The 18,345-nt window shown below is 69.1% G+C and carries 17 protein-coding genes; 10 read left to right on the top strand and 7 right to left on the bottom strand.

The window, feature by feature from the left end; all coding sequences use genetic code 11:
* Positions 1–739, top strand: a 739-nt coding sequence (locus tag MKL09_RS06795) for an outer membrane protein (protein ID WP_244019089.1), incomplete at its 5' end; no start/stop codon positions are given.
* Positions 740–952: 213 nt separating this feature from the next.
* The gene (locus tag MKL09_RS06790) at positions 953–1,720 is read left to right on the top strand and encodes a DUF2076 domain-containing protein (protein WP_244019088.1); all 768 of its coding nucleotides are present in this window, start codon (positions 953–955) and stop codon (positions 1,718–1,720) included.
* Positions 1,721–1,799: 79 nt separating this feature from the next.
* Here the strand turns inward: MKL09_RS06790 and MKL09_RS06785 are convergent, their stop codons facing one another.
* The 7 genes from MKL09_RS06785 to MKL09_RS06755 form a co-directional block, all read right to left on the bottom strand.
* Complete coding sequence (locus MKL09_RS06785) at positions 1,800–3,182, bottom strand: LLM class flavin-dependent oxidoreductase (protein WP_244019087.1); 1,383 nt, start codon at positions 3,180–3,182, stop codon at positions 1,800–1,802.
* Entirely contained in the window at positions 3,182–4,420 is a 1,239-nt protein-coding gene (locus MKL09_RS06780) for an SfnB family sulfur acquisition oxidoreductase (protein ID WP_244019086.1), read from the bottom strand. Before MKL09_RS06780 ends, MKL09_RS06785 begins: the two co-directional genes overlap by 1 nt.
* A gap of 5 nt (positions 4,421–4,425) precedes the next feature.
* On the bottom strand, positions 4,426–5,670 hold the full coding sequence (locus MKL09_RS06775) for an SfnB family sulfur acquisition oxidoreductase (protein WP_244019085.1): 1,245 nt from the start codon (positions 5,668–5,670) through the stop codon (positions 4,426–4,428).
* Positions 5,671–5,741: 71 nt separating this feature from the next.
* Positions 5,742–6,395: a methionine ABC transporter permease gene (locus MKL09_RS06770; RefSeq protein WP_244019084.1), complete on the bottom strand. Its 654-nt coding sequence runs from the start codon at positions 6,393–6,395 to the stop codon at positions 5,742–5,744.
* Positions 6,376–7,518, bottom strand: coding sequence for a methionine ABC transporter ATP-binding protein (locus MKL09_RS06765; protein ID WP_244019082.1), 1,143 nt, complete (start codon positions 7,516–7,518; stop codon positions 6,376–6,378). Before MKL09_RS06765 ends, MKL09_RS06770 begins: the two co-directional genes overlap by 20 nt.
* Positions 7,518–8,318, bottom strand: coding sequence for a MetQ/NlpA family ABC transporter substrate-binding protein (locus MKL09_RS06760; RefSeq protein WP_244019081.1), 801 nt, complete (start codon positions 8,316–8,318; stop codon positions 7,518–7,520). Before MKL09_RS06760 ends, MKL09_RS06765 begins: the two co-directional genes overlap by 1 nt.
* Entirely contained in the window at positions 8,315–9,178 is an 864-nt protein-coding gene (locus MKL09_RS06755; RefSeq protein WP_244019080.1) for a MetQ/NlpA family ABC transporter substrate-binding protein, read from the bottom strand. The genes MKL09_RS06760 and MKL09_RS06755 overlap by 4 nt, the downstream gene beginning before the upstream one ends.
* 715 nt (positions 9,179–9,893) lie before the next feature.
* Here MKL09_RS06755 and MKL09_RS06750 point away from each other — a divergent pair.
* The 8 genes from MKL09_RS06750 to MKL09_RS06715 all read left to right on the top strand — a co-directional run bounded on the left by MKL09_RS06750 (position 9,894) and on the right by MKL09_RS06715 (position 18,322).
* Positions 9,894–10,916, top strand: a complete 1,023-nt coding sequence (locus tag MKL09_RS06750) for an ABC transporter substrate-binding protein (protein ID WP_244019079.1) — start codon at positions 9,894–9,896, stop codon at positions 10,914–10,916.
* 4 nt (positions 10,917–10,920) lie between these two features.
* Entirely contained in the window at positions 10,921–11,805 is an 885-nt protein-coding gene (locus MKL09_RS06745) for an ABC transporter ATP-binding protein (RefSeq protein WP_244019078.1), read from the top strand.
* The gene (locus tag MKL09_RS06740) at positions 11,802–12,674 is read left to right on the top strand and encodes an ABC transporter permease (RefSeq protein ID WP_244019077.1); all 873 of its coding nucleotides are present in this window, start codon (positions 11,802–11,804) and stop codon (positions 12,672–12,674) included. Before MKL09_RS06745 ends, MKL09_RS06740 begins: the two co-directional genes overlap by 4 nt.
* A gap of 50 nt (positions 12,675–12,724) precedes the next feature.
* Positions 12,725–14,071 (top strand): LLM class flavin-dependent oxidoreductase, encoded by a 1,347-nt coding sequence (locus MKL09_RS06735; protein ID WP_244019076.1) that lies wholly within the window; start codon positions 12,725–12,727, stop codon positions 14,069–14,071.
* A 350-nt stretch (positions 14,072–14,421) separates the two neighbouring features.
* The gene (locus MKL09_RS06730) at positions 14,422–15,828 is read left to right on the top strand and encodes a YeiH family protein (RefSeq protein WP_244019074.1); all 1,407 of its coding nucleotides are present in this window, start codon (positions 14,422–14,424) and stop codon (positions 15,826–15,828) included.
* A gap of 350 nt (positions 15,829–16,178) precedes the next feature.
* The gene (locus MKL09_RS06725; RefSeq protein ID WP_244019072.1) at positions 16,179–16,385 is read left to right on the top strand and encodes a hypothetical protein; all 207 of its coding nucleotides are present in this window, start codon (positions 16,179–16,181) and stop codon (positions 16,383–16,385) included.
* A 142-nt stretch (positions 16,386–16,527) separates the two neighbouring features.
* Entirely contained in the window at positions 16,528–17,793 is a 1,266-nt protein-coding gene (gene soxC / locus MKL09_RS06720) for a sulfite dehydrogenase (RefSeq protein WP_244019071.1), read from the top strand.
* On the top strand, positions 17,780–18,322 hold the full coding sequence (locus MKL09_RS06715; protein WP_244019070.1) for a c-type cytochrome: 543 nt from the start codon (positions 17,780–17,782) through the stop codon (positions 18,320–18,322). The genes soxC and MKL09_RS06715 overlap by 14 nt, the downstream gene beginning before the upstream one ends.
* Positions 18,323–18,345: the final 23 nt, after the last annotated feature.

Below are 18,345 nucleotides of genomic sequence, written 5' to 3'. Positions count from 1 at the left end.
GCCGGTGTTCACCTGGACCGGCGCCTATTTCGGTATCAACGCCGGCTACGCCTTCGACGCCAGCAGCCGCTCCAACAACTCGACCTTCGTCGTGCCGGGCGGTGTCGGCCTGACCAGCGGCCCGGCCGCCGTCGCCACCTTCCGCAACCGCAGCCAGGACGGCTTCTCCGGCGGCGCCCAGGTCGGCTACAACTACCAGTTCACCCCGGGCTCGGGCGTGGTCGTCGGCATCGAGGCCGATGCCCAGTACCTCGACTTCGGCCGCGACCGGAACAACGCCTTCGTCAGCGGCGGCGCGATCGCGCCCGGCCTGACCCTCAACGACCCGCGCGGCCTGGCCAGCCTCGACTACTTCGGCACCGTGCGCGGCCGCCTCGGCTACGCCTTCGACCGGACCCTCGTGTACGGCACCGGCGGCTTCGCCTACGGCTCGGGCAGCGCCGACCGCTCCTTCGGCGGCTATGCCGGCAACGACAGCTTCCGCACCGGCTACGCCGTCGGCGGCGGCATCGAGTATGCGCTCCCCACCGACTCGTTCCTGAACTTCTTCCGCTCCTCGGCGGTGACGTTCAAGGTCGAAGGCCTGTACGTCAACCTCGACCGCGGCACCCGCAACCAGGGCGTCCTGCTCGTCAACGCCGCCAACCTCGCCCCGGCCTACGTGACCCCGATCGGCCGCCGCGACGACGAGTTCGCCGTCGTCCGCGCTGGCCTGAACTACAAGTTCGGCTCGTACTAAGACCCGGGCTCGGTGCGTCCAACGCGCCGACCCGATTGCGACGGATGAAAAAGCCCGGCCGAGAGGTCGGGCTTTTTCACGTCCCGGTTGCGCCTCCTGGGCCTGGATGAAGTTTTCGCAACCTCCCCTGACAAAGCGTCACCGCACCCCCATGTCCTCTGCGGCCGTGCGGCGCGTTCGAGCCCGCGGGTACGACTCGAGGAGGAGAACTCCATGAATAGCGAAGAACGCGACGTCATCTCCGGCATCTTCCAGCGCCTGGAGCAGGCCCAGAGCCAGCCCCGCGACGCGGAGGCCGAGCGCTTCATCGCCGACAAGCTCCGCACGCAGCCCTACGCCCCCTACGCGATGGCGCAGCTGATCTACGTGCAGGAAGAGGCGATCAAGAGCCTGAACCAGCAGCTCGAGCAGGCCCGCAGCCAGGCTGCGCCGGCCCAGTCCTCGGGGGGCGGCGGGTTCCTGTCGAGCATCTTCGGCGGCGGCAGCAGCCAGCGCCAGGAGCCGCAGCCGGGCTATGGGCAGCAGCAGCGTCCTGCCGGCCAGCCCTGGGGCGGCGGTGGCGGCGCGCCGCAGGGCTATCCCCAGCAGGGTTACCCGCAGCAGCAGCCGGGCTACCCGCCGCAGCAGCAGGGTGGTCCGTGGGGCGGCCAGCCGCAGGCTCCGGCCCGGGGCGGCGGCTTCATGGCGACCGCGCTTCCGATGGCGGCCGGCGCGGCCGGCGGCATGCTGCTCGGCAGCGCCCTGTCGAACGCCTTCGCCGGCGGCCATTCGAGCCTCGGCAGCGCCGCTGCGGCGGGCCTCGGCGGCGGCGGTGAGACGGTCGTGAACAACTATTACGGCGACGGCGGCAACCAGGATCTCGGTTCGGCCCTCGACGGCGGTGGTGGCGGCGGCAGCGACTTTCAGGATGCCAGCTTCAGCGATCCGTCGAGCGATTTCGGCGGCGATCTCGGTGGCGGCGACGACAGCGACTGGACCTGATCTCTGACAGCTGCTCGAATCCCGGCTCGGTCGCGCTCACGCGCGGCCGAGCTTTCTTGTTTCTGATCGGCCGCATTCGTCAGGTAGCCTGATTCCGCCCAGCTGCCGGTCCACGAAAAGCCTGGGCGGCATGGCGTTCGGGCAGCCGGTCGCCCTGTCCGAACAGCTTGTGCCGGTACGACCCGTCCGCGTAGGCGGTCTTGTAGAGGCCCCGATCCTGCAGCTCGGGGATCACGATGTCGATGAAGTCGGCAAAGCTTTCCGGCACGACGATGCGGCTGAGGTTGAACCCGTCGACCTCGCCCTCCTCGATCCAGGCCTGGAGTTCGTCGGCGATCGAGACCGCATCGCCGGCCAGCACCGCGTAGCGCCCGCCGAGCTCCAGCTCAGCCAGGAGGTCGCGCTTGGTCAGACCCCGCTTGGCTGCGGCCGCGGTGGCGGATTGAATCGCGTTGCCGGGGCCGTAGGGAATCGGATCGTCGAGGCCATAGCGGGCGAAGTCGATCCCCGTCGAGGCGGAGAAATGCGCCAGGCCCGCCTCCGGGTTGGCGTAGCGCCGGTATTCGGCCCGTTTCTCCTCGGCCTCGGCCCGGCTGCGCCCTGGGATGACCGCCAGACCGACGAACACCTTCACGTCCTCCGGCCGGCGCCCGGCCGCCACCGCCTCGGCCCGGATCGCCCGGACGGCGTCGCGGGCCGCGCCCCGGTCGCGGGCGGAAATGAACACGCATTCGGCGTGGCGCCCCGCGAAGGCCCGGCCACGGCCCGACGCGCCGGCCTGGTAGAGGACCGGGGTCCGCTGCACCGACGGCTCCGACAGGTGATAGCCCTCGATAGCGAAGAATTCATCGTGGTGCGAGACCGGGCGGATATGGGCCGGATCGCTGAACACCCGCGCTGCCCGGTCGCGGCGCACGGCCGCGTCGTCCCAGCTGCCTTCCCAGAGCTTGTAGAGGACCTCCAGATATGCGTCGGCATAATCGTAGCGCCGGTCATGGGCGGGCAGGCTGCCGCCGCTCTGGCCGCGATGGGCGCTGTCGAGATAACCGGTCACGATGTTCCAGCCGATCCGGCCGCCGGTGAGGTGGTCGAGGGTCGAGAGCCGCCGGGCGAAGGTGTAGGGCGCCTCGGTGTGAACGTTGATCGTGACGCCGAAGCCGAGATGCTCCGTCACCGCCGCCATGGCCGGGACCAGCAGGCTCGGGTCGTTGACCGGGAGCTGCACCGCCTCGCGCGCGGTGACGTCGATGCCGCCGCCGTAGATGTCGTAGACGCCGCTGATGTCCGCGATGAACAGCCCGTCGAACAGGCCGCGCTCCAGGAGCTTCGCCTGGTCGGTCCAGTAGCGGAGGGTGTTGTATTCCGTCGAGCGGTCGCGCGGATGGGTCCACAGCCCGTGATTGATGTGGCCGACGCAGTTCATGTTGAACGCGTTCAGCCGGATCTGCTTCTTGGCGGCCATCAGAGCGCTCCATGCCGAGGCGGCAGCCGGCCGTCGAGGTGGTAGGCGCCGATCCAATGATACTTCCACCGCACGGGATCGTGCAGGGTGTGGGTGCGGACGTTGCGCCAGTAGCGGTCCAGCGCCTCGGCCCGACCGGTGGCGGAGGTGCCGCCGAGTTCGAGCAGCTTGTTGGCCGCGAGCAGTCCGGCCCGGTGGCTCGCCGCCCGGGCTTCCGCCACCGCCACGGAAGCCGCCGCGACGCTGTCCGCGTCGGGCTCGGCCTGCGCGGCATCGACGAAGCGGCCGGCCCGTTCCAGCAGGGCATCGGCCGCGGCGAGCCGCACCCGCACGTCGCCCAGCGCGTGGAGGGTCAGCGGGTCCTCGCTCGCCCGCGCAACCCCGGCATCGATCCAGGGCCGGGCCCGGTCCCGCACGAACGGCAGCGTCGCCGCGAAGGCCCCCTGCCCGATGCCGAGATCGATCCCGGCATGGAGGATCTGGGCGAAGGGGCCGATGGCGGTGGGGCGGTCCATCGAGGTCTGGAACGGCACCACCCAGTCCGGCTCCACCCGCACGCGCTCGAACAGGATCGAGCCCGAGCCGGTGATCCGCTGGCCGAACCCGTCCCAATCGTCTACCAACGTAACGCCGGGGGCGTCCCGGGGGATGAACACCAGATAGGCCACGGCGCGGCCGTCCTCCTCGGCATTCGCCATCACCGGGATGCGGTGGGCGAACAGCGAGCCGGTGCAGTAATACTTGCGCCCCTCGACGGTCCAGCCGGACGGATCGCGCACGAGCCGGGTGCGGCGGATATGGTCCCGCTGGCCGATCTCGGCGAGCGCGTTGCCGAAGCGCTCGCCCGCCAGGACCCGCCCGTAGAGGTCGCGCTTCTGCGCCTCGGTGCCGCCGTTGCGCAGCACTTCGAGGGCATAGAAGTGGTTCTGCGGGATCTGGCCGATCGACCCGTCCGCCGCCGCGATGATCGCGATCACCTGCGCGACCGTGGTGGCGCTCACGCCGGTGCCGCCGTAGTCCCGTGGCACCGTAATGGCCCAGAGGCCGGTCTCGGTGAAGCGCTCGATCTCCGGGAAGGGCAGCCGGCGGTCGAGGTCGCGCACGACCGCATCGGCGGCCAGTTCGGCGGCCAGGGTCCGGGCGGCAGCCAGGGCCGCGTCGTCGTCGGCGAGCACCGGCACCGGACGCGGCGGCTCGGGCAAACGCGTGAAGGCGGATTCGTGTGGCTGAAGCGGCATGGCCCTCAGTTCCACTGGTGCCGGGCGGGCAGCGCGCCGTTCAGGCTGTAATCCCCCAGCAGGTGGTACTTCCAGCGCACCGGATCGTGCAGGGTGTGCACCCGCGCGTCGCGCCAGAAGCGGCCGAGATTGTAGTTCGCGCGCGTCGCCGAGGCACCGGCGAGTTCCAGCAGCCGCTCGGAGGCTTCGAGCGCGACTTCGGTGGTGAGGATCTTGGCCTCGGCGACGGCGACTGAGGCCTCGGCCGAGCTCTGCGCGGTGATGGGTGCGGCGGCGATGCGATCCAGTGTCCGACCGGCCCGGGCGAGCACCTCCTCGGCGGCGTGCAGATCGACTTCCAGCCGCCCGACCTCGCCGAGGAGGTGGGGGTCCTCGGTGATGGTCTCGACGGTGAAGGGATAGGGCCGCGTCCGGGTACGCACGAAGTCCAGGGCGGCTTCGGTCGCCCCGCGGGCGATCCCGGCATCAATGGCCGCCTGCACGATTTGCGAGACCGGGCCGAACAGGGCCGGCCGCTCGGCCAGGGGCGCGAGCGCGATGGTCAGGCTGTCCTCGATCGGGGCATCCTCGAACACCACAGTGCCGCTCGCCGTGGTGCGCTGCCCGAACCCCTGCCAATCGTCCACGACCCGCACGCCCGGGGCGTCGCGGCGTGCCCAGACCAGCAGCGGCCGGCCGTCCGGGTCCACGGCGCGGGTCGGGATCCAGTAGGCGAACAGGGCACCGGTGGAATAGAAGCGCCGGCCGTTGAGACGGTTGCCCTCCGGCCCTTTAGCGAGCCGCGTCTCCACCTGGGTGATCGCCTTGCCGTTGCGGGACGGCCCGGCATTGCCGATCCGATGGCCGGCGAGCACGGCGCCGTAGATCTGCGCCTGCTGGTCGGGACTCGCTGCCGCCCGAATCAGCGCCAGCACGCCGAACTGGCTCTGCGGGATCTGCGCGGCCGAGCCGTCGGCGGCGGCCAGGATCGCGAACACCTCGGCCAGCGTCGCGTGCGCCACATCGGCGCCGCCATAGGCCCGCGGCACGGTGATGCCGCCGAGGCCGCTCGCGGTGAACGCCTCGATCTCGGCCCAAGGCAGGCGCCGTTCGCGGTCGCGCTCGGCGGCACCGTCGGCGAAGCGCGCGGCAACCGTCCGGGCGACCGCGACCGCCTCCGCATCGGTGCGGATCCGGTGCGGGCGTGTGGGCGGCAGCGGGTGCCTCTCCTCGGGACCGTCGACCCGGTCGTCGGCGCGGGGCTGGGTCATGGTCGGATCACCTCGAACGGAAACGGGCGGCCCGTAAGGGGGCCGCAGGCGGATGGCCCGATGCGGGACCGTCAACGGGCGCGCAGCCGCCGCACCGCGAGGTCGCCCGTGAACTGGACCAGGCAGACCAGCGCGATCAGAACCGCGATCACCGCTGCCATCACGGTGGTGTCGAAGCGCTGGTAGCCGTACCGGATCGCGACATCGCCGAGGCCGCCGGCGCCGACCGCACCGGCCATCGCGGAGGCGCCGATCATCGACACGACCGTGATGGTGAAGCCGCCCAGGATCCCCGGCAGCGCTTCGGGCAGGAGCACGTGGAGCAGGATGTGCCGGCGCCGGCAGCCGATGGATTGCGCCGCCTCGATCAGCCCGGCATCGACCTCGCGCAGCGAAACTTCGGCGATCCGCGCGAAGAACGGCGTCGCGCTGACCGAGAGCGGGACGATCGCCGCCCAGACGCCGATGGTGGTGCCGGTCACCAGGCGGGTGAACGGGATCAGCGCCACCAGCAGGACGATGAACGGCACGGCGCGGAAGCCGTTGACGATCGTCCCGACCACCCGGTTGGCCTTCGGTGCCGGGAAGATCCCGCCGGGCTCCGAGGTGACGAGGAACAGCGCGAGCGGGATGCCGGCGAGCACCGCGATCCCGGCCGAGACGCCGACCATGACCAGCGTGTCGAGGAAGGCCTGCCAGAGGCGGTCAATCATCTGCGGCGACATACCCAATCCTCTCGATAGTCCCTCCGAGCCCGCGAAGCCTGTCTTCGGCGTCCGGCCCCGCCGCATCGACCGCGACCAGCATCCGGCCGACCGCGTGGCCCTGGATCCGCTCGATGCCAGCCTGGAGCAGCCGGACTGGCGCGCCGGCGGCCGCGGCTAGGGCCGACAGGTCGGGGGCAGCCTGACCGGCAAAGGTGATCGCGAGGACCGTTGCCGTCCCCGGCGTGGGGTGCGGCTGGAGCCGGGAGGCCAGATCCGCGGGCAGGCCGCGGCTCAGCGGTTCGAGGAGCGCCCGGGTGGTGGGATGTTCGGGGGCGCCGAACACCCGCCAGACCGGACCGGTCTCGACAACCCGGCCCGTCTCCAGCACCACCACGTCGCTGCAGATTTCCCGGATCACACTCATCTCGTGGGTGATCAGGATGATGGTGATCCCAAGCCGCCGGTTGATGTCGCGCAGCAGGTTCAGGATCGTCAGGGTCGTTTCCGGGTCGAGGGCCGAGGTCGCCTCGTCGCAGAGCAGGATTTCCGGGCGGCTGACGAGGGCGCGGGCGATGCCCACGCGCTGCTTCTGGCCGCCCGAGAGTCGGGACGGATAGGTGTCCGCCTTGCCCTCGAGCCCGACGAGGCGCAGCGCTTCATCGACCCGTGCGGCAATCTCCTGCTTCGGCAGGCCGGCGGCCTTGAGCGGCAGCGCCACGTTCCCGCGCACGGTCTTGGCCGAGAGCAGGTTGAAATGCTGGAAGATCATGCCGACGCGCCGACGCAGGGCCACGAGCCCGTCCGTATCCAGCGACTCGATCGGCTCGCCATCGACCAGCACGCGGCCGGATGTCGGATCCTCAAGCCGGTTGACCGTGCGCAGCAGACTCGACTTGCCCGCCCCCGAGCGGCCGATGATGCCAAAGATCGCGCCCGCCGGCACGTCGAGATCGACGCGATCGAGGGCCTGCACCGGGCCGGCGGCGGACAGGTAGGTCTTGGACACCGCCTCGAACCGCACGGTGCCCGCCGTCCGGGTCTCGGTCGCCTCCGCCACGGCGGGCGCGGCGGCGACGCTGGGCTGGTCCCGGGCGATCCAGCGGGCCGGAGCACGGAGGCTGTCGAACGCGAGGCCGGCCATCAGTTCTGCCACGCCAGCAGGTAGAGCTTGTCGCTGTTGGCAAAGGATTTGTGGATCTGCCGCTTCACGGCTTCCGAATTCTGGAAAATCTGCACGAACTTGGCGATGGTCGGATCGTCCTTGCGCGCCGCCGTGGTGACGAAGCTCACCGCGAAGAGCTTGTCCTCGATGCCGGTGTAGATGAGTCCGCTGGTCGGATCGAAGGTGCCGGCCGCGACGATGAAGTGCGGATAGCCCTGGGCCAGATCGACATCGCCGGTGATGCGGGCGAGCTGGGGCCCTTCGACCTCGGTGAATTTCAGCTTCTTCCGGTTCTCGGTGATATCGTCGAGGGTACCGAGGAAACCGACTTGGTCCTTCAGCTTGATCAGACCGGCCTTCTGAAGCAGCAGCAGGCCGCGGCCCTGGTTCACCGGATCGTTGGCGATCGCCACCGTGCCGCTCACGGGGATCGCATCGAAGCTCTTGTGCTTCAGGGAATAGAGCCCGAGGTTCTGCAGGATCCCGAGCCCGACGATCGCGAACTTGTAGCCCTTCTGCCTCTCTGCATTCTCCATGAAGGGGCGGTGCTGGAAGAAGTTCAGGTCGATGTCGCCCGCATCCAGCGTGACATTCGGCGTCGTCCAGTCGCTGAATTCGATGACCTTCACGTTGATGCCCTGGGCCTTGGCCTCGGCGGCGGCGACATTGACTGCGTCGGCATAGGCGCCCGGCACCACGCCGACCGTGAGCGTCTCCGCCCGGGCGGCCATCGCGCCGAGCGACAGGAAGGCGGCGGCAAGGAGAGGCAGGAATCTCATCGGGCGGAACTCTGGGATGGGGCGGCCTGCGGCAGCCAGGGTAGGGAATAGAGGCTCGGGTTGTGGGCGAAGGACGCGTCGATCCGCGCCCGCACCGCCGGCGAGGTCTGGTAGAGCGCGACGAACTTCGCGATCTCGGGATCGTCGGCGCGGTCGGCCCGGGTCACGAACCGGATGGCATAGGTGAGGTCGCCGATGCCGGAATAGATCAGCGCCTGACCGGCAATGTCGGCGCGGCCGGCATTGACGTAATGGGCCGGATAGCCCTGCGCGAGATCGACATCCGAGACGGCACGGACCAGTTGCGGCCCTTCGATCTCGACGAATTTCAGCTTTTTTGGGTTCGCTACGACATCGTCGAGGGTCGCCTTGGCGCTGATTCCGGCCTTGAGTTTGATGAGCCCTGCGGTTTCGAGGAGCGCCAAGCCCCGGCCCTGGTTCACCGGGTCGTTCGCCACCGCCACCTTGGCGCCGTCCGGCAGGGCGGCAAGGCTCGCATGCTTTTCCGAGTACAGGCCGATATTGGGCAGGATGCCGAGGGCGACGCTCTTCAACGGGAAGCCGGTCTCCTTGACGGCGTTGTCGAGGAAGGCCTGGTGCTGGAAGTAATTCACGTCGAGATCGCCGTTGGCGAGGGCTAGATTGGGCGTCGTCCAGTCGGTGAATTCGACCACCTCGACAGCGAGCCCCTGCGCCTTGGCCTCGGCCGCCGCGACGTGAACGGAGTCGGCCAGCGACCCGGGGGTCACGCCGATCTTCACCCGGGCGAGGGCCGGCGCGGCGCCGAGTGCGACCAGCAGCACGGCCGCCAGGATACGGAGTCCGGCGGCTGGCGGGCGGAGGGTTGAGCGCGGGTGCATGATGGTTTTCGACCTCACGGGACCCAGTGGTTGAAATCCCGCAGCCCAGGGGGGATAGGGCAGCCGTTTATCGAGAGCCCCCCACCATATCCCCGGCGTCCAAGCCTCCCATACGCAGTAGCTCAAGGAGAACCGGATGGGATCTGTTCGGGGCGATCGTTGCGACCGCGAGCTTGTGATCGCGCGTCGTAAACTAGACCAGAGCCGCAAAGTCGCGCATTCCAAAGATACTCAAATCTCGATGTAAATGCCCCACTCTCAGCCCGATAGACAGAAATTTGATCTTCTGGGCGCGTCGCGCAAGCGATGAAACACCGCGCTCGCCAACACCGCCGCCTGTCGGAGGCCAGGCCATATCGGATGCTCGCGACGCTATGAGGGATCGGATTCGCAGGTCGGCCACATCGGTGGGACGGCGCGATCACCCGATGGCGAGGCGGGCTACGCGGTCGTTTTGTAGAACGCGCCGGCCACATCGGCAGGGCCGGTAAAAGACGTGTTTCTTATCGGAGCTGGAACGACCCGTGAAGCCGACGTAAATTTCGATGGCACGAAGATTATTCTCCGTATTGGGCGGCCCATAGAAACAGTATCTCCATCCGATTGTTCTGTAAAAAGAACGTTCTCGTTGACGCCGTATCAGCGAAAAGGCAAGTTCTCGCCCGCAATCAGGCCGACTTCGCACGCTTCTCGTGCCGGGCGAACGCGAGGAACCATGATCGGCAAGCGACGCATCCTGTTCTCGCGCCGGCAGGCTGCAGCCCTGTTCGGGCTCGTCCTCGCCGCGGGGCCGGCCATGGCCGCGGAGGGACAGCTGCGCATCGCGAAGCAGTTCGGCGTCGTCTACCTGCTGCTGAACGTGGCGGAAGACCGGAAGCTGATCGAGAAGCACGGCAGGGAAGCCGGCCTCGACATCAAGGTCGAGTACGCGCAGCTCTCCGGCGGCTCGGCCGTGAACGATGCGCTCCTGTCGGGGAGCATCGATGTCGCCGGGGCTGGTGTCGGGCCTCTGTTCACCCTGTGGGACCGCACCCGCGGCCGGCAGAACGTCAAGGGCGTCGCCTCGCTGGGCAACTTTCCCTATTACCTCGTCTCCAACCGGCCCGAGGTGAAGACGATCGGCGACTTCACCGACAAGGATCGGATCGCGGTGCCGGCGGTCGGCGTCTCGGTTCAGTCCCGCATCCTGCAATGGGCCTCGGCCAAGCTCTGGGGCGACAAGGACTTCGCCCGGCTCGACAAGACCAGCGTCGCGGTTCCGCATCCGGAGGCTTCGGCCGCCATCATCAAGGGCGGCACCGAGATCACCGGCCATTTCGGCAATCCGCCGTTCCAGGAGCAGGAGCTGGCCGGCAACCCGAACGCGCACATCGTCCTGAACTCCTACGAAGTTCAGGGCGGCCCCGCCTCCTCGACGGTGCTCTACGCCACCGAGAAATTCTACCGGGACAGCCCGAAGACCTACACGGCCTTCGTGGACGCCCTCGCCGAGGCGGCGAAGTTCATCACCGACAATCCCGAGACGGCCGCCGACATCTACATCAAGTCCAATAACAGCCGGATCGACCGCGACCTGCTGCTCAAGGTGATCCGCAACCCCGAGGTGACCTTCAAGATCGAGCCGCAGAACACGATCGGGCTCGGGCAGTTCATGCACCGCGTCGGCGCGATCCGGAACGAGCCGAAGACGCTCGACGACTACTTCTTCGCCAATCCCCGCATCGCGACGGGTAGTTGAGCGCATGACCTTGGTAGCCGAGCGCCGCGACGTATCGGCGGCGCGCCCCGAGCCGAGCCCCGCCCGGACCGAGGCCGAAGCACCGCCGGCCGGCCTGCCGGCGCCGTTGCTGCGGGTCTCGGACCTGACCCTGGAATACCGCACGCCCGAGCGCGTGGTCCGGGCGACCCACCGAGTCGGCTTCGATGTCTACGAGGCGGACCGGTTCATCCTGCTCGGGCCCTCCGGCTGCGGCAAGTCCACCCTGCTCAAGGCGATCGCGGGCTTCATCCCGCCGGTCGAGGGATCGATCACCCTCGGCGGCGAGGTCGTGCGCGGACCGGGGCCGGACCGCATCGTGGTCTTCCAGGAATTCGACCAGCTGCCGCCGTGGAAGACCGTGGCGCAGAACGTCGCGTTCCCGCTGCGCGCCGCCGGCCTCGTCGGCCGGCGCGAGGCCGAGGCCCGGGCGCGGCACTACATCGATAAGGTCGGTCTCACGCCCTTCGCCGACAGCTACCCGCACCAGCTCTCCGGCGGCATGAAGCAGCGCGTCGCCATCGCCCGCGCGCTCGCGACGCAGCCCAAAGTGCTGCTGATGGACGAGCCCTTCGCCGCCCTCGACGCCCTGACCCGGCGCAAGATGCAGGAGGAGCTGCTGGCCCTCTGGGAGGAGGTGCGCTTCACCCTGCTGTTCGTGACCCATTCGATCGAGGAGGCGCTGGTGGTCGGCAACCGGGTGGCGCTGCTCTCGCCCCATCCCGGCCGGCTTCGGGGCGAGTACAACAGCCACGACTTCGACTTGACGAGCGTCGGCAGCGCAGCGTTCCAGGCGGCCGTGCAGCGCCTGCATGGCCGCCTGTTCGAGACCGATCCCGAAACGCCCGTCCCGGCGGCTCCCGCGCGATGAATCAGCACGTCCGCCCGCCGATCCGATCGGAATACGATCTGGTGCTCCCGCCCTTCGTGGAGGTTCCGGTCGAGCGCGTGCTGCCGCTGTCGACGCGGATCTGGCAGCAGGGTTGGCTGCGCAAGGGCCTGATCCTCGTCGCGCTCGCCCTCGTCTGGGAGGCGCTGGCGCGCTGGCAGGACAACGACCTGCTGCTGCCCGGCTTCGGCGCCACCCTGGCGGCCCTGGTCGAGGGCCTGGGCAGCGGCGAACTTCTGGAGCGGGCCCGGATCTCGCTCACCGTCCTGGCGGAGGGGTATCTGGGCGGGGTCGTGCTGGCCTTCGGCCTGACGACGCTGGCGGTCTCGACCCAGTTCGGCCGCGACCTGCTCTCGACCCTGACGGCGATGTTCAACCCGCTGCCGGCCATCGCGCTACTGCCGCTGGCCTTGCTGTGGTTCGGGCTCGGCTCCGGCAGCCTGATCTTCGTGCTGGTCCACGCGGTGCTGTGGCCGCTCGCGCTCAACACCTTCGCGGGCTTCCAGGGCGTGCCCGAGACCCTGCGCATGGCCGGGCGCAATTATGGCCTGACGGGCCTGGCCTATGTCTGGCAGATCCTGATCCCGGCGGCGCTGCCGGCGATCCTGTCCGGGCTCAAGATCGGCTGGGCCTTCGCCTGGCGCACCCTGATCGCGGCCGAGCTGGTGTTCGGCGCCGCCTCCGGCCAGGGCGGGCTCGGCTGGTACATCTACCAGAATCGCAACGAGCTCTACACCGACCGGGTCTTCGCCGGCCTCTTGCTGGTCATCGCGATCGGGCTCATCGTCGAGAACGTCGTGTTCGCGACGTTCGAGCGGCTCACGGTCCGGCGCTGGGGCATGGTGCGCTGACGCCGCGCGCGTTCGACCCGGAACGCACCGCCTCCAACCCCGATCGGCTCATGACCCAGGACACGCTTCGCCTCGGCGCCTTCTTCTACGCCACCGGGCACCACGTGGCCGGATGGCGCCACCCGTCGAGCGAGGCCGATGGCGGGCTCAACCTCGAGCGCTACGTCGGCTGGGCGCGCCGGGCGGAGGAAGCGAAGTTCGATCTCGTGTTCCTGGAGGACGGGACCGGCATCCGCGACAGCAACCTCCGCTCCAGCGAGCGCACCGCCCGCTCGGCCCATTTCGAGCCGGTGACGCTGCTCTCGGCGCTGGCGGCGGTCACGAGCCGGATCGGGCTGGTCGCCACCACCTCAACCAGCTTCAACGAGCCCTACAACGTCGCCCGCCGCTTCGCCTCGCTCGACCATCTCAGCGGCGGCCGCGCCGGCTGGAACCTCGTCACCTCGACGACCGATGCCGAGGCGGCCAATTTCGGCACCGATCAGATCGCCCGCCATACCGACCGCTACGAGCGCGCCGAGGAATTCGTCGACGTCGTCCTCGGCCTCTGGAACACCTGGGACGACGGGGCGGTGATCATCGACCGCGCCAGCGGCCAGTTCTCGAAGCCGGACGGCTTCCGGCCGCTGAACCACCGCGGCAAGCATTTCGAGGTCCGGGGTCCGCTCAACATCGCGCGCACGCCCCAGGGGCAGCCGGTGCTGGTCCAGGCCGGGTCCTCGGGCCCCGGCAAGGATCTGGCGGCGCGCACGGCCGAGATCGTGTTCACCGCCAACCAGACGCTCGACGAGGCGGTCGCGTTCTACGGCGACCTGAAGGACCGGATGGCCGGCTTCGGCCGCGAACGGGACGACCTCAAGGTGATGCCGGGGCTGTTCCCGGTGGTGGGCCGCACCGAGTCGGAGGCGCGCGCCAAGTTCGAGGCGCTTCAGGACCTGATCGACCCGGTGGTCGGCCTGGCCCTGCTGGAGCGCATGGTCGGCGGCTTCGACCTGTCCGGCTACGATCCGGACGGGCCGGTGCCGGAGCTGCCGGAGGCCGAGGGCGCGAAATCTCGCCAGCAGCTGATGTTCGACCTCGCCCGCCGGGAGGGTCTGACGCTGCGCCAGCTTTACCTGCGGATCGCCGGTGCCCGGGGCCATTCGCAGATCGTCGGGACGCCCGCCCAGATCGCCGACGAGATGGAGGAGCGCTTCCGGGCGAAGGGGGCCGACGGCTTCAACATCATGCCGGCGACCCTGCCGGGGGGCCTCGACGACTTCATCGCGCTGGTGCTGCCCGAGCTGCGCCGGCGCGGCCTGTTCCGTAGCGAGTACGAGGGCCGGACGCTTCGCGAGCATCTTGGCTCCCGGCCGCCCGCGCGGGTTGCGCCGGCTCCGGCGGATCCGACGCATTGATGACGCGCCAAGTCAGGTCTTTCGCCGCATAAGTCTAGGGCTGCGAAGGATCGGGACGTGCAACCTGACGATCCAGGAAGGCTATCCTCCAATCCGGCCCAACAAAAGTGATCGTTTCGTTTGACCGGCGGCGCCGTCATCGACACGATTGGGGCTCCGCAACTCTGGCCCAGGCCGTCGGCCGAACTCGCGGCGCAGGCCGGGCCGAGGCGGAAACGAAACACCACTGCCGCGGGTGAAGCCCCTCGATTTCGGGGACGTTCGGGGCGCGTCGGTGCCGCGGAGACCGGTTCGGCGCCGGCGAGCGCAGGGCGTCGAGGATTGCGAGTCGTCGCAGCGAGGGGGACGAGATGGGTTCGGGCGCTTCGATATCGGCCACGCAAGAGCGGGCGTCTCCGGACCGTGGAAGCGGTTGGAGCGAACTCTGGCGCAAGGAGGATTGGTGGGCCGTCTGGGTCGGCCTCGCCACGGTCCTGATCGCCTACGCGGCGTTCGCGCAGGGGACGAGCATCGGCTGGATCGCCGTGGCGCCGGCCAAATGGTCGAGCCCGGATCAGCTCCTCGCGCAGCTCTCGGCCGATGCCGTCCGCTACGTGGCCCAGTTCGTGGTCTTCGCTGCGGTCTTCACGGCCGCCCTCACGGCGATCGGCCAGCGGCCCTCCGCCTTCCTGGGCTCGTTCGTGCTGGTCTATCTCGTCTCCCTGGGAATCTTCGTGCTGGGGGCCTGGGACAAGGCCCAGACCTACAACCTCGAACCGCCGCTGATCGCCCTGTTCCTCGGCCTGCTGATCGCCAACACGACCGGCATCCCGGCCTCGCTGTCGGGCGCTTTCCGGGTCGAGTTCTACATCAAGCTCGGCATCGTCCTGCTCGGCGCGACCCTGCCGTTCACGCTGATCCTGTGGGCGGGGCCGGTCGCGATCCTGCAGGCTTCGATCGTTTCGATCCTGACCTTCCTGGTCATCTTCTTCGTGGCGCGGAAGCTCGGCCTTGACCACCGGCTGGCGGCGACGCTGGGGGCCGGCGGCGCGGTCTGCGGCGTCTCGGCCTCCATCGCCATCGCCGGGGCGGTGCGGGCCCGCAAGGAGGACCCGCCGATCGCGATCACCCTCGTCGTGCTCTGGGCGATCGTGCTGATCTTCCTGCTGCCCCTCGTGGCCCGAGCCCTCGGCCTGCCGGCCGGCGTCGGTGGGGCGTGGATCGGCACCTCGGAATTCGCGGATGCGGCCGGCTTCGCGGCCGCCCAGGCCTATGGCGGCCTCGCCGGGCCGGAGACCGGCATCGCCGGCACCGCCGATCAGGCGGTATGGGCCTACACCTTGATCAAGGTGGTCGGCCGCGACGTCTGGATCGGCATCTGGGCGCTCGTCCTGTCGCTCATCTCGGTGACCTACTGGGAGCGGTCCGGGACCGGCGGACCGGTGGAGGTCGGCCAGATCTGGTGGCGCTTCCCGAAATTCGTGGTCGGGTTCCTGCTCGCCTCGATCCTGGTGACCGTGGTGACCCGCGGCATCTCGTTTGCCGACTACAATGCGCAGGTGAAACCGACCCTGATCGCGCCGATCACGAGCCTGCGGATCTGGGCCTTCACGTTCAGCTTCCTCTCGATCGGGCTGACCACCCGGTTTCGCGACTTCGCTCCAGCGGGTGGCCGGCCTGCCATCGCCTTTACGGCGGGCGTCGTGGTCAATCTCGTCGTGGGTTTCGTCCTGTCGGTGCTGGTGTTCGGCTCCTACTGGGCGGCGTTGGCGAAGTGACGACCCCACGCTGGTGGCTTGCGCTCAAGGGCCTGCGTTGGGCGTCGCACGCCGCCCGACGCTGCGAGACCTGCATGCATTTCGACAACGATCCGCACCGGCTGGAGCGCGCGTTCCCAAATCTATCCGCCATGAGTTCGGGCTTTGCGTCCGTGAAGAGCCGCGATGGCCTGTGCAGCTTACGCGCGATCTACCTACCCGCCGGGGAGTCTTGCTGCAGTCACCACGCAGCGGACATTTGAAATGGTCCGTCATCCTCGCCGCCGGCGCGACGGATCCGATCCGGCGCGTTCCTTGCGCCGACGGCGACCGACCCGGGGAAGCCGGGCTTCCGGCCGGCCGTGGCCGAGATGGCGCACGACATCTCGCAGCCGACCCACGAACCCGAAAAAACGGAGATCAGAGAAGATTTGACCATGACCATGAGAGACGACATCCAGGATTACGAATTTCTGCACGCCGTCGATGCGCGCATGCCGAGCGAGGAAAGCCGGATGCGGACCTATATCGTCGCAAGCGCTCTCCTGATCTGCCTCATCGGGTGGGTGCTTCACTGACGGCGGGTCTATCCGGGCCCATGGACCCCGCGGCACGAGACGGCACCGTGTCAGGCATCGCCCGCCCGCGGCTTCAATCGCGTCGCGATTGTAGCATCGCGGTCGCCCCCGGAGGCGGACCGCCCGTTCGGAACGCGACGCGATGAGCCAGGACGATCCCAAAGAAAATCCGTCCGCGCGGCGGCGCTTCCTGGCCCAGGGCGCGGCTGCGGCGGCGGGCATCCTGGCCGGGGGTGGTGCGCCCGGACACGGCCGGGCCGATGAGGCGGCGCCCCCCGGTATCCCCGACTGGACGAAGGCCCCGGGCGCCGATGTCGGGAGCCAGACCTACGGCCAGCCCTCGCGGTTCGAGAGCGGCATCATCCGCAACGTGCCGAAGGGCCTCAAACAATATATCTCGGCCTCGAGCCGCACGCCGCTGCAGGAGCTCGACGGCATTCTCACGCCGAACGGGTTGTTCTACGAGCGCCACCACGGCGGCATCCCCGATATCCACCCGGCCCGGCACCGGCTGCTGGTCCACGGGCTGGTGGAGACGCCGCTGGTCCTGACCCTGGACGACATCCGCCGCTTTCCGTCGGAATCGCGCATCCACTTCCTCGAATGTTCGGGCAATCCGGGCTTCGAGGCGATCAAGGCCGGTCGGACCGCCTCGGACCTCGTCGGCCTCGTGAGCTGCGCCGAATGGACCGGCGTCCGCCTCGCCACGGTTCTGCGGGAGGCCGGCCTCAAGCCCGAAGCCCGCTGGGTGGTCGCCGAGGGCGCCGATGCCGCCGCCATGACCCGCAGCATACCGATCGAGAAATGTCTCGACGACGCGCTGCTGGTCTACAGCCAGAACGGGGAGCGGCTGCGCCCGCAGCAGGGTTATCCGCTCCGGGTGCTCCTGCCCGGGTTCGAGGGCAACATGAGCGTGAAGTGGCTGCGGCGGCTGAACGTCACCACCGAGCCGGCCTTTTCCCGCGAAGAGACCGCGAAGTATACCGACCTGATGCCTGACGGTACCGCGCGGCAATTCACGTTCGTCATGGAGGCGAAGTCGATCATCACGCGGCCTTCCGGCACGCAGCGGATCGCCCCGGGCTTCCACGAGATCACCGGCCTCGCCTGGTCCGGCCGCGGCAAGATCCGTGGCGTGCAGGTTTCGGTCGATTCCGGAACGACCTGGCAAGATGCGGCCCTGCAGGAGCCGGTCCTGACCCGGGCGCTGACCCGGTTCCGCCTCCCCTGGACCTGGGACGGCCAGCCGACGACCATCGCCAGCCGGGCGATCGACGAGACCGGCTATGTCCAGCCGAGCTTCGGGGACCTCACCTCGATCCGCGGGCTCAACTCGTTCTACCACAACAACGCCGTCGTGCCCTGGCGTATCGCGGCGAGCGGCGAGGTCGCCAATGGCTACGCGTAGGGTTGCAGCGCTGGCCGGCGCCGCGCTCCTGATGGGGATCGGCGGGGGGGCCCGTTCGACCGAACGCCTCGGGATCGGCCGGCCCGCGACCCAGACGGAAATCGCCGCCTGGAACATCGACATCGACCGCGACGGCAGAAAACTGCCGCCGGGCAGCGGCAGCGTCGCCCAGGGGCGAGCGGTGTTCGAGACGCAATGCGCCTCCTGCCATGGAAGTCGCGGCGAGGGCGGGGCAGGGGAAAGACTGGTCGGTGGCCAGGGGACGCTGGCCTCGGCCAAGCCGATCAAGACGGTCGGCAGCTTCTGGCCCTATGCGCCGACATTGTTCGACTACATCCGACGCGCGATGCCGTTAAACGCACCGCAATCGCTCGGCGACAGCGATGTCTATGCGGTCTCGGCCTATGTCCTCCACCTCAACGGCCTGGTTCCGGACGACGCGACCCTCGACGCAAAATCCTTGGCGGCCATCCGCATGCCGAACCGCGACGGCTTCGTCTCGGATCCGCGGCCGGACGTGAAGCCCTAACCAACCCAAAAGGTTCTTGGATG

The organism is Methylobacterium sp. J-048 (assembly GCF_022829515.1).
GTDB lineage: Bacteria > Pseudomonadota > Alphaproteobacteria > Rhizobiales > Beijerinckiaceae > Methylobacterium.
The sequence above is the reverse complement of the archived record's forward strand: the minus strand, read 5'-3'. Positions and strand labels throughout refer to the sequence as shown.

Coding starts and splice junctions, on each gene's coding strand:
- MKL09_RS06790 (WP_244019088.1), top strand. CDS start 953: ATGAATAGCGAAGAACGCGACGTCATCTCCGGCATCTTCCAGCGCCTG.
- MKL09_RS06785 (WP_244019087.1), bottom strand. CDS start 3,182: ATGGCCGCCAAGAAGCAGATCCGGCTGAACGCGTTCAACATGAACTGC.
- MKL09_RS06780 (WP_244019086.1), bottom strand. CDS start 4,420: ATGCCGCTTCAGCCACACGAATCCGCCTTCACGCGTTTGCCCGAGCCG.
- MKL09_RS06775 (WP_244019085.1), bottom strand. CDS start 5,670: ATGACCCAGCCCCGCGCCGACGACCGGGTCGACGGTCCCGAGGAGAGG.
- MKL09_RS06770 (WP_244019084.1), bottom strand. CDS start 6,395: ATGTCGCCGCAGATGATTGACCGCCTCTGGCAGGCCTTCCTCGACACG.
- MKL09_RS06765 (WP_244019082.1), bottom strand. CDS start 7,518: ATGGCCGGCCTCGCGTTCGACAGCCTCCGTGCTCCGGCCCGCTGGATC.
- MKL09_RS06760 (WP_244019081.1), bottom strand. CDS start 8,318: ATGAGATTCCTGCCTCTCCTTGCCGCCGCCTTCCTGTCGCTCGGCGCG.
- MKL09_RS06755 (WP_244019080.1), bottom strand. CDS start 9,178: ATGCACCCGCGCTCAACCCTCCGCCCGCCAGCCGCCGGACTCCGTATC.
- MKL09_RS06750 (WP_244019079.1), top strand. CDS start 9,894: ATGATCGGCAAGCGACGCATCCTGTTCTCGCGCCGGCAGGCTGCAGCC.
- MKL09_RS06745 (WP_244019078.1), top strand. CDS start 10,921: ATGACCTTGGTAGCCGAGCGCCGCGACGTATCGGCGGCGCGCCCCGAG.
- MKL09_RS06740 (WP_244019077.1), top strand. CDS start 11,802: ATGAATCAGCACGTCCGCCCGCCGATCCGATCGGAATACGATCTGGTG.
- MKL09_RS06735 (WP_244019076.1), top strand. CDS start 12,725: ATGACCCAGGACACGCTTCGCCTCGGCGCCTTCTTCTACGCCACCGGG.
- MKL09_RS06730 (WP_244019074.1), top strand. CDS start 14,422: ATGGGTTCGGGCGCTTCGATATCGGCCACGCAAGAGCGGGCGTCTCCG.
- MKL09_RS06725 (WP_244019072.1), top strand. CDS start 16,179: ATGGCGCACGACATCTCGCAGCCGACCCACGAACCCGAAAAAACGGAG.
- soxC (WP_244019071.1), top strand. CDS start 16,528: ATGAGCCAGGACGATCCCAAAGAAAATCCGTCCGCGCGGCGGCGCTTC.
- MKL09_RS06715 (WP_244019070.1), top strand. CDS start 17,780: ATGGCTACGCGTAGGGTTGCAGCGCTGGCCGGCGCCGCGCTCCTGATG.